Here is a 14,287-nt window from a genome sequence, read left to right as displayed (position 1 = left end):
TGAAAAGCGGCAAAACGGTTAATTGGCAGGTCGAAATTGAAGAGGTCACGCCCTTGGATGCGCCGATTCGTAGATTTCGAGCAGCCTCGCCGTGTCGACGCCGGTGTAGATCTGCGTCGTCGACAGGCTGGCATGGCCGAGCAGTTCCTGGATGGTGCGCAAATCGCCGCCCCTGCCAAGCAGATGCGTGGCGAAGGAGTGGCGCAGCGCGTGCGGCGTCGCGGTGTCGGGCAGGTTGAGCGCCGAGCGCAGTTTCGCCATGTCGCGCTGGATGATGGCCGGGTTGAGCGGGCCGCCGCGCGCGCCGCGAAACAACAGGCCTTTCGGGTCGAGATGATGGGGGCAGAGCCGGCGGTATTCGGCGATTGCCCGGAGCGCCACCGGCAGCACCGGCACCAGCCGCGTCTTGCCGCCCTTGCCGGTGACGCGCAGCACGGTGTCAGCCTCCGAGGCCAGATCGGCACCGGCGAGGCCGAGCGCTTCCGAGATGCGCAAGCCCGAGCCGTAGAGCAACGTCAGCACGGCTGCATTGCGGGCAGCGATCCATGGCTCTTCCGCCAGTTGACCTTCAATGGACACAACCTGTTTGGCGTCGCTTGCGGTCAGCGGTTTGGGCAGCGACTTGGGCTGGCGAGGCGCGCGTAGCGCGGCGGCACCCGCCGCATTGGCGAGACCGCGCCGTTCCAGGAACCGCAGCAGCGAACGGATGCCGGCCAGACCCCGGCCGAGCGTGCGGGCGCCGGCGCCATCGTTGCGCCGGGCGGCGAGGAAGCCACGCAGATCGGCCGGACGCAGATTGGCGATATCGGAAATGCCGGGCGAGCCGCCGCAATGGCCAGTAAGGAAATTCAGGAACTGGCGCGTGTCGCGCTCATAGGCTTCCACTGTCTCGGGTGACAGACGACGTTCACGCGCGAGCATCTTCAGCCAGCTTTCACGCGCTGCCTGGAGATCGGGTTTGGCCGGGATAAGGAATTCCTGCATGGCGGCATTTTCGAGTATTCGGGTTAGGAAGCGGTGAAGAGCCGGTCATTGAAATGACAGCAGGCGATCATTGAAATGACGCCGGGCTGGGGCTAGAGCAGGCCAAAGGATATTTCGCGATGAGCAAGCCGCAAAACCCCGTCCAGATGGCCGTTATCGGCGCCGCCCACGGCATCAAGGGCGAGCTTAGGGTGAAAACCTTCACCGGCGAGCCGATGGCGCTGGCCGATTATGGCCCGCTCTATGCCAGGGATGGCCGTGCCTTCCAGATAACAGACATAAGGCCGGCCAACACCGTCGTCGTGGTGCGCTTCAAGGGCATCAGCGACCGCAACGCGGCCGAGGCGCTCGCCGGCACGGAGCTGTTCGTCGACCGCTCGATGTTGCCCGACGATGGCGAGGAGGACGAGTTCTATCATGCCGACCTGATCGGGCTGGAAGTCCGGGACGATACGGGTGCCGCGCTCGGCAAGGTGATCGCGGTGCACAATTTCGGGGGCGGCGACATTCTCGACGTGACGCTTTCCGGCCGCAAGGGCGTGCTGATCCCGTTCACGCAGGCCGCCGTGCCGCAGGTGTCGATCGCCGATGGCTTCGTCCGCGTCGATCCGGCAGCAGCCGGGCTGGTCGAGGACGAGGATGGCGAAGCGCCGCGCGAGGAAGACTTCGACCCCAAGGGCAGGCCGCGCGGACCGCGCGACGCCGGGGGCAACCGGTGACATTCAAGGCTTCGGTGCTGACGCTCTATCCCGAGATGTTTCCGGGTGCGCTCGGCCTGTCGCTGGCGGGCCGCGCGCTCGAGGCGGACACATGGTCGCTGGAAGCCATACAGATCCGCGACTTCGCCACCGACAAGCACCGCACCGTCGACGACACGCCGGCCGGCGGCGGTGCCGGCATGGTGATGCGCGCCGATGTCTTGGCCAGGGCGATCGACCACGCCTCGCCGGGAGGCGATTTGCGTCCGCGCCTGCTGATGAGCCCGCGCGGCAAGCCGCTGACGCAGTTGCGCGTACGCGAGCTCGCCGCCGGGCCGGGCGCCGTCATCCTGTGCGGCCGCTTCGAGGGCGTCGACCAGCGGCTGATAGAAGCGCGAGGATTAGAGGAAGTTTCGATCGGCGATTTCATCCTCTCCGGCGGCGAGCCGGCAGCGCTCGTTCTGCTCGACGCTGTGGTGCGACTGTTGCCCGGCGTGATGGGCAATGCGGTGTCGGGCGAGGAAGAAAGTTTCGAGAACGGCCTGCTCGAACATCCGCACTACACAAGGCCGCAGGAATTCGAGGGACGGGAGATTCCCGAAGTGCTGATCTCCGGCAATCACAAGAAGATCGCGGCATGGCGGCGTGAGCAGTCGGAAGCGCTGACGAAAGAACGGCGGCCGGATTTGCTCGGCGATCAGCCCTTGCCGAAATAATAAAAAGCCAGAAACAGGCCGACGGCGATGACGAAGCCGCGCACCACGTTCTGCGGCACGCGCTTGGCGATCAAGACGCCGGCATAGCCGCCCAGCGCACCGCCGGGGATCATGACGATTGCCTGCGGCCAGGCGACGACGCCACCCGAGACGAAGACGACGATGGCGACAGCCGCGATGATCACCGCCAGCATGTTCTTCAGCGCATTCAGCCGGTGGTAGTCGCCGGCCTGCGTCAGGCCGAGCGTTGCCAGCATCATCACGCCCATGCCGGCGCCGAAGAAGCCGCCATAGATGGCGGTGGTGAATTGCGCCAGCGAGCCGGCGAGCGAGCCCACCGATGCCTCATGGCCGGGTTTTGGCGCCGGCCTCAGCCATGGCCCGGCGGCAAACAGCGCCGTTGCGCCCAGCAGCAGCCATGGCACCAGGACGCGAAACGAGGGGTTGTCGAGCGCCAGCAGGATCAGTGCGCCCGCCAGCGCGCCAATCGCCGAGATGAGGCAGAGCAGCAGGGCGCCGCGCCAGAAATGCCTGATGTCGTCCCGATAGGCGAGCGTCGAGGTGATGTAGCCTGGAAATTGCGTAACCGACGAGGTGGCGTTGGCGACGATCGGCGGCACGCCGACCAATGTCATGGCGCCGAAGGTGATGAAGGTGCCGCCGCCGGCGACCGCGTTGGCAGCGCCGGACAGGAAGCCCGCCAGGAAAAGCAGAATGGCGTCGAAGACAGACATGGAATGCCGCCGCGGAGACTGTGATATTCCAGGCTTAGGAAGCTTGGCAGGCGGGTGCAACCCGGCACGGCCGGTATTACAATGGTGCCATGCAGGCAAAAAAGACTCCTGTCGGGCGTGACAAAGCGCCGAAATAGCTGTATGTGCGCGCCGAACCGGAAGAAAAATCTGCCGGGCCCGTCAACAATGACGGTGTAGTCGCCCCTGTCCGATGTCTTAGAGACAAAAATGTCTCAGAGACAAAGGACATAGCCGAGCGGTCAATGGAACTGCAAGGCGAGCGCAGGGCGCTCTGACTGTCGGAAGAACAAGAAGTGGACTATTGAGATGGATATTCTCCGTCAGCTCGAGGCCGAGCAGGCCGCCAAGATCGAAGCCAAGCGCAAGCTCCCCGAATTCCAGCCCGGCGACACCGTGCGCGTCCAGGTCCGCGTGACCGAAGGCACCCGCACCCGCGTCCAGGCCTACGAGGGCGTCGTCATCGCCCGCGCTGGTTCCGGCTTCCAGGAAAATTTCACCGTCCGCAAGATTTCCTACGGCGAAGGCGTCGAGCGCGTGTTCCCGGTCTATTCGCCGATGGTCGAAGGTGTCGAGATCGTGCGTCGCGGCAAGGTGCGGCGCGCCAAGCTCTATTACCTGCGCGATCGTCGCGGCAAGTCGGCCCGTATTTCGGAAAACACCGGCGTGCGCGCCCGCAAGCTCAACGATGAGGAGCGCGATGCGCTGAACGCCGAGAAGGCCCGCATCGAGGCCGAGAAGGTCGCCGCTGCCCAGGCGCTGGCCGCCGAGACGGCCGCCAAGGAAGCCGCCGAGAAGAAGGCCGCCGCCGAGGCTGAAGCCGCCAAGGCCGCTGAAGCGACCCCGGCCGAATAAGATTTTCGGCAATCCCATTCAAAAAGGCGGCTTCGGCCGCCTTTTTCGTTTCACCGGACTGTGAACGCCTTCGGCCCCGGAAATCGAATTCGGGTGTTGACGGCATATTATCTTGTGTACTAAATAATCGTGCACAAGATAATTGGAGACATGATATGGCACTTTATACCGCACAGGCTCACGTCACCGGTGGCCGCGCCGGCCATGGCGAGACCAGCGATGGTCTGCTCAAGGTCGATCTGGCGATGCCCAAGGAGCTTGGTGGGCCGGGTGGCGCCACCAATCCCGAGCAGCTTTTCGCCATCGGCTACGCTGCCTGCTTCGAAAGCGCCATCCGCTTCGTCGCGCGCAAACAGAAGCTGCCGCTCGAGGATGCCGCGATAACCGCCACCGTCAACCTGCTGCCCAATGGCGAGGGCTTCAAGCTGGGTGTCGCGCTCGCGGCGGAGACGAAAGGCCTTGATCAGGCGGCCGCGGAGGCGCTTGTATCGGAGGCACACAAGATCTGCCCCTATTCGAACGCCATCAGGGGCAATGTCGACGTAGCGCTTTCGGTAAAGGCGGCATGACGACAAAAGTCGAAAAGAGAGCCAAGGATGTCCCGGCGGAGGCCGCTGGGACATTTCACGTGCCGCGCCTCGATCAACAGCTGTGCTTCGCGCTCTATTCGGCGAGCGGGCTGATGACCAAGGTTTATCGGCCACTGCTTGAGCCGCTCGGTCTGACCTATCCGCAATATCTGGTGATGCTGGCGCTGTGGGAGCACGCGCCGAGCACCATTGGCGCGCTTGGCGAAGCGCTGGGCCTGGATTCGGCGACGCTGACGCCGCTGCTCAAGCGGATGGAGGCGGGTGGGCTCGTCACCCGCCGGCGCGATGCCGCCGACGAGCGCCGGGTGTTCGTCGAACCGACGGCCAAGGGCCAGGCGCTGCGTGCTCACATGAAGGATGTGTCCGCCGCCCTCGCCTGCAGCGTGCCGCTGGAGCCTGGCGAAGTGAAAGCCCTGCACGCAACACTCACCCATCTTGTCGCCGGTCTGCGCAACGCCGCGAGATAAGCAGATCATCCCGAAATCCCTGAATCGAGGGCATTGGAATCCCCTTTCACGCGCGCTGACGCAGCGGACCGTCTTGCATGGCGTTTGCGGAAAGCTAAAGTCGGCGCCGGATTTCCTGTAAGCCCATCCGGGCGCTTTGAATTTCGGGAGTGTGTCATGACCAAGTCGAAACTGCTGCTGGCCGGCCTGCTTGCCCTCGTCCTGGCGCCTGTCGCCGCTTTCGCCCAGGCGCTGCCCGATCTCGGCGGCAGGAAGGTGGTGGTGGTGACCGAAAACGCCTATCCGCCGCTGCAGTTCATCGACGCCAAGACCGGCAAACAGATCGGCTGGGAGTATGACGCGATGAACGAGATCGCCAAGCGGCTCAACTTCAAGGTCGAGTACCAGAACACCTCCTGGGACGCGATGATCCAGGCCGTTTCCGACAACCAGTACAACGTCGGCATGACCGGCATCACCATCAAGGACGACCGCAAGGAGAAGGTCGATTTCTCCGATCCCTATATGCGCTCGGAGCAGTTCATGCTGGTGCGCGGCGACGAGAGTCGATTCACCGACGCCAAGACGTTCGGTGCCTTCAAGGACGGGCTGATCGGCGCGCAGGCCGGCACCACGCCCTTCTACACCGCGGTCTACAGCGTGCTCGACGGCAATGAGCAGAACCCGCGCATCAAGCTTTTCGAGACCTTTGGCGCCACCGTGCAGGCGCTGAAGTCCGGCGACGTCGATGTCGTGCTGACCGACGGCACCGCCGGCAAGGGTTATGTCGATGCGTCGGAGGGCAAGCTGAAGCTCATCGGCGGGCCGCTCGGCACCGAGGATTTCGGCTTCATCTTCCCGAAGGGATCCGATCTGGTGAAGCCGGTCAACGCCGCGATCGCGGCGCTCAAGGCGGACGGGACGTTCGACGCTCTGAACAAGAAGTGGTTCCTTGACTACAAGATGGGGCAGTGAACTCGTCTTGGCGCATTCGTGGGGTGATGCACAACTCGCGCTAGGTCCGCGCCCGGCCGGCTTGGCACCCTGCCTTCGCGATGCCCGCCTCGGCGGCCACGCCTGATGGCGCCTTCGTCCTCCTCCAACAAAGCCGAATTCCCCTGGTGGCTTGCCGTTGCCGCCGCCCTTGCCCTGGCGGCGGCTTTGTTCATCGCGGCCAGCGATCTCTACGCCCAGGTCTTCGCCACCGTCGCCAAGGGCATCGGCATCACTGTCTTCGTCACCGTGGTCGCTTTCGCCCTGGCGTCGATCATCGGCCTCGGCATCGCGCTGATGGGCCTGTCCGCGTCGCCCTGGCTGCGCCAGATCGCCCGCTTCTATGTCGAGATCATCCGTGGCGTGCCGATCCTGGTGCTGCTGTTCTGGATCGCCTTTGCCGGCGCGCCGGGCTTCGTCGCGGCCTGGAACGCGCTGACCGCGCCGCTGCAAAGCGCCGGCTATCTCGGCGAGCTTCTTGTGCGCGACGTCTCGCTGCTGTGGCGCGCCATCATGGCGTTGACCATCGGCTATTCGGCCTTCATCTCCGAGGTTTTCCGGGCCGGCATCCAGTCGGTCGAGAAAGGCCAGATCGAAGCGGCCAAGGCGCTCGGCCTGAGCCGCGCGCAGCGCTTCCGGCTGATCGTGTTTCCGCAGGCGATCCGCACCATATTGCCGCCGCTCGGCAATGATTTCGTCGCCCTGGTCAAGGATTCCTCGCTGGTCTCGGTGCTCGGCGTCGCCGACATCACCCAGATGGGCAAGGTCTATGCCGCCGGCTCGTTCCGCTTCTTCGAGACCTATTCGATAACAGCCTATATCTATCTCATCCTGACTGTCGGCCTGTCGCTGGCGCTGAGGGCGCTGGAGCGGCGCTTGCGCCGCCAGCACGAGGAATAGTCTTTGGACGCAGACAGGGTTACGATCCTGTCGGCATACTGGTTTGGGGAGGTCTCATGATCGTCGACAAAGCCAATGCGGCGCTGGATTCCGTCTATGGCGCCGACACGCCGGAATCGCTGGCGCAAGCTTATGCCGCATGGGCCGCGACCTATGACAGCGAGACCGCCTCGCTCGGTTATCTGCTCCCCTTCCTGATCATTGCCTGGGTGGCGCGCTATGTCCCGCCCGATGAAGGGCCGCTGCTCGATGCCGGCTGCGGCACCGGCCTGTCTGGGCCGTCGCTGAAGGCGCTTGGCTATCGTGACATTGCCGGGCTCGACCTGTCGGATGACATGCTCAGGATCGCCGGCAGCCGCAACGCCTATGGCGAGCTGAAACAGGCGATGCTGGGTGGACCGCTGCCATGGCCGGACGGTCATTTCCGGGCCTTCTTCTCGACGGGTGTGTTCACCATCAGCCACGCTCCGGCGTCCGGCCTGCACGATCTGGTGCGCATCACCAAAAAGGGTGGCCACGCCATCTTCACTGTACGCGACCAGGTCTTTGAAAGCGGCGGCTTCCAGGCGGTGTTCGACGAACTGGAGCGGGCGGGTAAATGGCGCCTGGCAGAGCAAAGCCCGTGGTTCCGCTGCTACGCCATCGCCGAGCCGGATGCACTGGTGAAGACGTTTGTGTTCGAGGTCTTGTGAGCTGCGAGTTCGCCCGACGTTGGTGCCCTTTCTCCCTGAAAGTGCGGAAGTGAGGGTGAGGAACCCAATTCCTGCCCCGCCACGCCGCAATTGCCGAAAAGCCAAAACATTGGTATGAGCCACGCCATGGAAGAGCTTTTTGGCGATCCGGCTTACAAGGGGTTCGTGCTGCAGGACAGAAAACGCCTGCCGTCGCGCTTCTCCGCGCGCGTGTCCGGCGCGCTGACCAGCCGACTTACCTAGGCCAACCTGTTCAGGTCGTCGCGCCGGGAACTGCCCGGCGTCTGCTCTTTCCCATTCTCATATCGACGGATTTACGCACATGAGCGCACCGCGCACCCTCTACGACAAGATTTTCGACGACCACGTCGTCGACCGCCAGGACGACGGCACCTGCCTGCTCTACATCGACCGCCACCTCGTCCATGAAGTGACCAGCCCGCAGGCCTTCGAAGGCCTGCGCCTGAGCGGCCGCAAGGTCCGGCATCCGGAAAAGACGCTGGCCGTGGTCGATCACAATGTCTCGACCTCGCCCGAGCGCAAGTTCGGCATCAAGAACGAGGAAAGCCGCATCCAGGTCGAGGCGCTGGCCAAGAACGCCAAGGATTTCGGCGTCGAATATTATTCCGAGAACGATATTCGCCAGGGCATCGTCCACATCATCGGCCCGGAGCAGGGCTTTACCTTGCCCGGCATGACCATCGTCTGCGGCGACAGCCACACCTCGACGCATGGAGCGTTCGGTGCGCTGGCGCACGGCATCGGCACGTCGGAAGTCGAGCATGTGCTGGCGACGCAGACGTTGATCCAACGCAAGGCCAAGAACATGCTGGTGCGTGTCGACGGCCAGTTGCCGGAAGGCGTCACCGCCAAGGACATCATCCTGGCCATCATCGGCGAGATCGGCACCGCCGGCGGCACCGGCTATGTCATCGAATATGCCGGCGAGGCGATCCGCTCGCTGTCGATGGAAGGCCGCATGACGATCTGCAACATGTCGATCGAGGGCGGCGCGCGCGCCGGCCTGATCGCGGCTGACGAGACGACCTTCGCCTATGTCAAGGACAAGCCGCGCGCGCCGAAGGGCGCGGCCTGGGATGCGGCACTCGCCTATTGGAAGACACTGCAGTCCGACGAAGGCGCGCATTTCGACAAGGTGATCGTGCTCGACGCAGCGAAACTGCCGCCGATCGTCTCCTGGGGCTCTTCGCCCGAGGATGTCGTCTCCGTGCAAGGCATCGTGCCGAACCCGGACGATATCACCGACGAAAACAAGCGCACCTCCAAGCAGCGCGCGCTCGACTATATGGGCCTGACGCCGGGGACAAAGATCACCGACATCGCGCTTGACCGAGTCTTCATCGGCTCCTGCACCAATGGCCGTATCGAGGATCTGCGCGCCGCCGCCAAGGTGATCGAGGGCAAGACCGTCAATCCGCGCGTCAACGCCATGATCGTGCCAGGCTCGGGCCTGGTCAAGGAACAGGCGGAAGCCGAGGGCCTCGACAAGATTTTCCTGGCCGCCGGTTTCGACTGGCGCGAACCGGGCTGCTCGATGTGTCTGGCCATGAATGACGACCGGCTGAAGCCGCATGAACGCTGCGCCTCGACCTCGAACCGCAATTTCGAGGGCCGGCAAGGCTTCAAGGGCCGCACCCATCTGGTCTCGCCGGCGATGGCGGCGGCGGCGGCGATCGCTGGCCACTTCGTCGACATCCGCGACTGGAAATAACAGCCGGCCCACACGTTCCCACGTATGACAGACCCCGGACCGCATCGCGGCTCCGGGGTCTTTTTCATTCGAGCGGCCCGCATATTCGCCTAGAGCCGGATGATTTCAGGTCGAATCGACCTGAAATCTGAATCCGCCTCTAGATCAAAGAGATAGAGCATGATGTCGTCCGAAAACCGCTTCATACTTTTCGGCATCATGCTCTAGGCTTAACCGCTTGTTTGGGCTTGCCCTCTACTCTCTTACGTGACGTCAAACGAGGGGAAGTCACGGTCCTTTGGACACCGGCCTGTTCATAGCGCTGCTCAATCCAACGATCGCGCTGGCCCTCGGCGCGGCCTTCCTCGTGCTATGGACCCATCAGCGCCACCGCCCCCATCTGGCCGTGCTGGCGCTCAGTTACTCACTGGCGGCGGCCGGCTTCCTGTTTCAGCATTTCACGCTGCCGGTCGGCCTGGCACCGTCCAAGCTGCTTTCCAACCTGTGCTTCTGCCTGGCCGCGTCCTGTCTCGCCGGCGCGATCGTGGCGCGCTATGGCCGGCGCGTGCCTTATTTCGGCATCGGCGCGCTGGCGGGCAGCGGTATGGCTGCCTTCTGCTGGTTTCTGTTCGTCGAGCCGGATCTCACTTGGCGGATCCTGGTGGTCAATTTCGCAATAGGCGGCATCAGCCTGATCGCCGCCGCCGAATTGCGCACCGTGCGCGGTAACGGCCCGACGGAAAAAATCCTGCTCGCCCTGTCGCTGCTCGCCGGGCTCAATTTCTTCGTGCGGACGCTGGCTGTCATCATCGCGCACGGACCCTTCGAGAGTTACGACGAACTCCATGCTTCGTCCTATTGGACGACGGCTTTGCTGTCGCACGTGCTGTTATCCCTGCTGATCGCGCTTGCCCTGTTCACGGCCGCCGCACTCGACGTGATGAAGGCGCTCAAGGCCGAGACGCATACCGACCCGCTGTCAGGCCTGCTCAATCGGCGCGGCTTCGAGGAGCGCGCCGAGTTCCTGCTGCAGCGTTGCGCGGCGGCGAAGTTTCCGGTCGCGCTGGTGTTGGCCGACCTCGATCATTTCAAGGCGCTCAACGATGTGCACGGTCATGCCGCCGGCGACCGCGTGATCGCCGATTTCGCCGCCAAGCTCCGGTCCGCGACCGGCGCACGGGGTGCCGCCGGGCGCATCGGCGGCGAGGAATTCGCCGTGCTCTTGCCCCTGAGCGATCTCGCCGCCGCGCGGCTGTTCGCCGAGGCCGTGCGCACGCTCTATTCGGCGGGCGGCATCGACGGGCTCCCCGCCGGCACCAAGGTCACCGCCAGCTTCGGCGTGGCGGCCCGCAGCGGCGAGGAAGCGCTGGAACCGTTGATGCGCCGTGCCGACGAAGCGCTCTACAAGGCCAAGAGAAATGGCCGCGACAGTGTGCGCCTTTCCTACGAACGGCCGGAAGCGATGTTCGTGCCGGAGCCGTCCAGAGCCGGATGACTTCAGGTCGAATCGACCTGAAGTCATCCGGCCCCAATCAAAAGAGATAGACCATGATGCCGTCCGAAAACCGCTTCACACTTTTCGGGGGGTGCGAAAAGAGATGAGCGGCGCCAACTTCATCCTGTTGATCAATCTGTCGGTTGCCGGCCTTCTGGCGGCATCCTTCATGGCGGTCGCGTTCCATGATGCCGGCCGCGCGCCGGCACGATGGTTTGCATCAGGCTATGTCCTGGGCATGGCCTATTCGGCCATCGAATTCAGCATTCCCGCCTTCACCGATGCCCGGCTTCCGGTGGTGACCGCCTTCGCGGTTTTCCTTGGCGCAACAATAGCCTTCAATGCCGGACTGGCGCGCAAATACGGTATCGTGCCGCCATGGCCGGCGATGCTGTTCTTCCTCGTCGCCGCCACCATCGCCGTCTATCTTGTCCAGGACCTGCCGCGCCAGTCACTGGCCCGCATGACGGCCTACCAGCTTCCCTATGCCGTCATGCAATTCGTCGGGCTGGCCATTGTCTGGTCGTCGAGGCAAAGGCATGGCCGGCTCGATCGCATCCTGATGGCCGTGCTGGCCGCCAGCGGGCTGCTGTTCGCCTCAAAGCCGTTCATCGCGCATGCGCTCGGCGGCTGGGGGGCCAATCCGCAAGCCTATCTGCAAAGCAACTACGCGCTGGTCTCACAATCGCTCGGCACTGTCTTTGCCCTGGCGCTGGCGCTGCTGATGTTGGCCATCCTGGTTCGTGAGGCGCTTGCCGAAGTGACGTCCAAGTCGGAAACCGATACGCTCTCGGGATTGCTCAATCGTGGTGCCTTCACGCGCCAGGCCGAGCTCGCGGTGCTTGGCGCCATGCGGCAAGGCGTGCCGGTCGCCCTGGTCATCGCCGACCTCGATCATTTCAAGAGCATCAACGACAGTTTCGGCCATGCCTCCGGCGACCGCGTGATCGAGACCTTTGCCGGTTTCCTGCGCGAAGCCGCCGCCGGCCATCATGTCGCGGGCCGCCTTGGCGGCGAGGAATTCGCAATCATCCTGCCCGGGACCAACCTCGCCGCCGCCCGGTTGTTCGCCGAAGGCACGCGCAGCGCTTTCGGCGCGCAGCCCATCGACGGGCTGCCCGCGGACAATCGCTGCACGGCGAGTTTCGGGGTCGCCGAACTTCATCCGGGCGAAGAGATTGCCGATCTCATGCGGCGCGCGGACGAGGCGCTCTATCAGGCGAAGAATGCCGGGCGCGACTGCGTACGCATTTCCGCCGGGCCGGCGGATGCCCGGGTGTCAGCCGGGTCGGAAGCCAACGCTAGCGGCAGGGGCTGAGTTCGGGCATTTCGCCGTCGGACAGTCCGTACATGTAGCTGCGGCCTTTGACGAAGACCGGCGGCCGGTAGCAATCGCTGTAGCCTGATATCTCGTCGGATTCGTTCTGGTAGATCACCTTGGGCTGGCCGGCACTGGTGTAGTCGGACAACTGCTTGGCCAGTCTGCCCTCACCGACGAGGATGCGCTTGTAGCCGGCGGCGCTGTCGATGACGAGATTGCCGAAGGAATCGGCGTAGACGCGGTCCTGATGACGGGTCCCGGCGAGCGCCGGTACAGCCAGGCCGGCAACCGAAGCCGCCATGATGATCGCCGCAAGGCGCGATCTGCCAGAGTTCGAACGCATGGCGTCCTCCGTGTTCGAGGTTGATGGGATGCATGTCGTTGCCCAAACCGCTGACGCACCTTGGAGCGACATGCACAGCCTCCTCGAATCAGAAATTAACCTTTTCTTAACCTTTGTTAAGAGGCCGGCGCGTTTGGCGGCGATGTCTCGATAAACATGGTTAATATCCGTCTGGACAAAAATCCGGCGGCCATCATTCGGCCATGCTTGACCGCACCATCGCGGCCGGCATCGAATGGATCTGAGGGTAACGCCGAGGCAACCTTGATCTTGGGGTGGCATCGTGGCTAGTCTGCCGCGCGGGAGGACAGCATATGGCGTTACGCCGAACGGTTTGGATGTCCGTTTTCCCGTTGCTCCTTATCGTTGCTGCCTGCGTGCCGCAGGATGACGCGCCGAAGGCGGCCAACTCCGTCCCGCCCCCGCCGGCTCAGCAGTCCATCGCAGCCACGCCGCCTCCGGCACCTGCGACCAAGATCACCACCGACCTGACCGCGCCGCGATCCGGCATCGGCACGGCCACCTACAGATGCGGCAACAACGGCATGATCACCATCCAGAATCTCGGCTCGTCGTTGCATGTGGTCGGGCCTGACGGCGCGACCGAGGAGTTTGCGGCCTCGCCCGCCAACCAGTCCAGCCGCTACCAGGAGGCCGCGACGCATGACGCAATCGTGATCGACGGGCGTGAGGCGCTGGTGATGAAGAGGGGCTCGACGCCACAGACCTGCAAGCGATAGGGCCCGCGTAAACCGCCGCGGCCTATCGCACTGCAGCGAACGCTGTGCCGGCTTCTAATCGATTGAGGCGGAAGGCCGCCGGTTTGTCAGACTAAATGACGTTTCCAAAACGATTTTCTGGCTTTGACGCGGTGCAAAAAGAGCATTAGAAACCGGCTGTCCGAAGTCGCAACCGAAAGCGGTAATGCCGCATTTCCACCTGGGGCTCCAGAGACGCCGAACTGGGGGAGCCATGAGCAAATCACCAGCCACCCGCGAATTCGCCCGGCGTGAACGGCCACTTTCGCCGCACCTGAGCGTGTACCGGCCGCCGATCACCATGACGATGTCGATCATCCATCGCATCACCGGTGGCGCGCTTTATTTCGGTACGCTGCTGGTCGCGGCCTGGCTGATGGCGGCGGCAAGCTCGCAACCGGTTTTCGATTGGGTCAACTGGGCTTTCGGCACCTGGCTCGGCCGGCTCATCCTGTTCGGCTACACCTGGGCGCTGATGCATCACATGCTGGGCGGTGTGCGCCACCTGGTCTGGGATACCGGCGCCGGCCTCGAAAAGCACACGGCCTCCAAGATCGCCTGGGCAACGCTCGCGGGTTCGATCCTGCTCACATTGCTGATCTGGGTCGCCGGCTACATGGCGCGAGGAGCCTGACCATGAGTACTGGCAAGACCGACATGCGCACGCCGCTGGCGAAAGTCCGCGGCCTTGGCTCCGCCCGTGAGGGCACCGGCCATTTCTGGCGCCAGCGCCTCACGGCTATCGCCAACATTCCGCTGACATTGTTCTTCGTCGGGTTTCTCATCGCGCTCAACGGCGCCGGCTATGCGGAGGCGCGCGCGGCGCTTGCCAATCCGTTCGTCGCCCTGGTGCTGGCCCTGGTGCTGGTCTCCGGCCTTGTCCATATGCGGCTCGGCATGCAGGTGATCATCGAGGACTACGTGCATGGCGAAGGCATGAAGCTGGCGCTCATCGCGCTCAATACATTTTTCACTGTAGCGGTTGGCGTCGCCTCGATCTTCGCCCTGCTCAAGCTGGCATTCGGAGGCTGAG

The 14,287-nt window shown here is 63.9% G+C and carries 17 protein-coding genes; 14 read left to right on the top strand and 3 right to left on the bottom strand.

The window, feature by feature from the left end; all coding sequences use genetic code 11:
• Nucleotides 1-45: 45 nt before the first annotated feature.
• Nucleotides 46-984: a tyrosine recombinase XerC gene (locus AC1VON_RS03555; RefSeq protein WP_483120412.1), complete on the bottom strand. Its 939-nt coding sequence runs from the start codon at nucleotides 982-984 to the stop codon at nucleotides 46-48.
• 119 nt (nucleotides 985-1,103) lie between these two features.
• Between AC1VON_RS03555 and rimM the strand changes: the two genes are divergently transcribed.
• Both rimM and trmD read left to right on the top strand, forming a co-directional pair.
• On the top strand, nucleotides 1,104-1,703 hold the full coding sequence (gene rimM, locus AC1VON_RS03550; RefSeq protein ID WP_172347904.1) for a ribosome maturation factor RimM: 600 nt from the start codon (nucleotides 1,104-1,106) through the stop codon (nucleotides 1,701-1,703).
• On the top strand, nucleotides 1,700-2,398 hold the full coding sequence (gene trmD / locus AC1VON_RS03545; RefSeq protein WP_483120411.1) for a tRNA (guanosine(37)-N1)-methyltransferase TrmD: 699 nt from the start codon (nucleotides 1,700-1,702) through the stop codon (nucleotides 2,396-2,398). Before rimM ends, trmD begins: the two co-directional genes overlap by 4 nt.
• Here the strand turns inward: trmD and AC1VON_RS03540 are convergent.
• Nucleotides 2,380-3,132: a sulfite exporter TauE/SafE family protein gene (locus AC1VON_RS03540; protein WP_172347906.1), complete on the bottom strand. Its 753-nt coding sequence runs from the start codon at nucleotides 3,130-3,132 to the stop codon at nucleotides 2,380-2,382. The genes trmD and AC1VON_RS03540 overlap by 19 nt on opposite strands.
• Before the next feature lie 327 nt (nucleotides 3,133-3,459).
• On the opposite strand from AC1VON_RS03540, the gene rplS reads away from it, so the two are divergent.
• From rplS to AC1VON_RS03495, 9 genes are all read left to right on the top strand, one after another.
• Nucleotides 3,460-4,005 carry a 50S ribosomal protein L19 gene (gene rplS / locus AC1VON_RS03535; protein ID WP_027042867.1) on the top strand — a complete coding sequence of 182 codons (546 nt, stop codon included), beginning with the start codon at nucleotides 3,460-3,462 and terminating at the stop codon, nucleotides 4,003-4,005.
• A gap of 155 nt (nucleotides 4,006-4,160) precedes the next feature.
• A complete protein-coding gene (locus AC1VON_RS03530) occupies nucleotides 4,161-4,574 on the top strand; it encodes an organic hydroperoxide resistance protein (RefSeq protein ID WP_056574646.1) in 414 nt (137 codons plus the stop codon).
• Entirely contained in the window at nucleotides 4,571-5,062 is a 492-nt protein-coding gene (locus tag AC1VON_RS03525; protein ID WP_483120410.1) for a MarR family winged helix-turn-helix transcriptional regulator, read from the top strand. The genes AC1VON_RS03530 and AC1VON_RS03525 overlap by 4 nt, the downstream gene beginning before the upstream one ends.
• A gap of 156 nt (nucleotides 5,063-5,218) precedes the next feature.
• On the top strand, nucleotides 5,219-6,016 hold the full coding sequence (locus AC1VON_RS03520; RefSeq protein WP_483120409.1) for a transporter substrate-binding domain-containing protein: 798 nt from the start codon (nucleotides 5,219-5,221) through the stop codon (nucleotides 6,014-6,016).
• Nucleotides 6,017-6,121: 105 nt separating this feature from the next.
• Entirely contained in the window at nucleotides 6,122-6,934 is an 813-nt protein-coding gene (locus AC1VON_RS03515; protein ID WP_172347909.1) for an amino acid ABC transporter permease, read from the top strand.
• A 56-nt stretch (nucleotides 6,935-6,990) separates the two neighbouring features.
• Nucleotides 6,991-7,626 carry a class I SAM-dependent DNA methyltransferase gene (locus AC1VON_RS03510; protein ID WP_172347910.1) on the top strand — a complete coding sequence of 212 codons (636 nt, stop codon included), beginning with the start codon at nucleotides 6,991-6,993 and terminating at the stop codon, nucleotides 7,624-7,626.
• A 322-nt stretch (nucleotides 7,627-7,948) separates the two neighbouring features.
• Complete coding sequence (gene leuC / locus AC1VON_RS03505) at nucleotides 7,949-9,358, top strand: 3-isopropylmalate dehydratase large subunit (RefSeq protein ID WP_056574655.1); 1,410 nt, start codon at nucleotides 7,949-7,951, stop codon at nucleotides 9,356-9,358.
• 277 nt (nucleotides 9,359-9,635) lie between these two features.
• Complete coding sequence (locus tag AC1VON_RS03500) at nucleotides 9,636-10,832, top strand: GGDEF domain-containing protein (RefSeq protein WP_172347911.1); 1,197 nt, start codon at nucleotides 9,636-9,638, stop codon at nucleotides 10,830-10,832.
• A 103-nt stretch (nucleotides 10,833-10,935) separates the two neighbouring features.
• Complete coding sequence (locus AC1VON_RS03495) at nucleotides 10,936-12,150, top strand: GGDEF domain-containing protein (RefSeq protein WP_483120408.1); 1,215 nt, start codon at nucleotides 10,936-10,938, stop codon at nucleotides 12,148-12,150.
• On the opposite strand, the gene AC1VON_RS03490 is transcribed toward AC1VON_RS03495, so the two are convergent.
• Entirely contained in the window at nucleotides 12,134-12,496 is a 363-nt protein-coding gene (locus AC1VON_RS03490; protein WP_172347913.1) for a hypothetical protein, read from the bottom strand. The two genes, AC1VON_RS03495 and AC1VON_RS03490, sit on opposite strands and share 17 nt — an antisense overlap.
• Before the next feature lie 314 nt (nucleotides 12,497-12,810).
• Between AC1VON_RS03490 and AC1VON_RS03485 the strand changes: the two genes are divergently transcribed.
• From AC1VON_RS03485 to sdhD, 3 genes are all read left to right on the top strand, one after another.
• A complete protein-coding gene (locus AC1VON_RS03485) occupies nucleotides 12,811-13,236 on the top strand; it encodes a hypothetical protein (protein WP_483120407.1) in 426 nt (141 codons plus the stop codon).
• A 232-nt stretch (nucleotides 13,237-13,468) separates the two neighbouring features.
• Nucleotides 13,469-13,888, top strand: coding sequence for a succinate dehydrogenase, cytochrome b556 subunit (sdhC, locus tag AC1VON_RS03480; RefSeq protein WP_172347915.1), 420 nt, complete (start codon nucleotides 13,469-13,471; stop codon nucleotides 13,886-13,888).
• A 2-nt stretch (nucleotides 13,889-13,890) separates the two neighbouring features.
• Nucleotides 13,891-14,286, top strand: a complete 396-nt coding sequence (gene sdhD / locus AC1VON_RS03475) for a succinate dehydrogenase, hydrophobic membrane anchor protein (RefSeq protein ID WP_483120406.1) — start codon at nucleotides 13,891-13,893, stop codon at nucleotides 14,284-14,286.
• The last annotated feature ends 1 nt before the right edge of the window (nucleotide 14,287 follow it).

This window comes from Mesorhizobium sp. HAY1-8B, from assembly GCF_056868045.1.
Note: the sequence above shows the minus strand (reverse complement) of the source record. Positions and strands in the feature narration are given on the sequence as shown.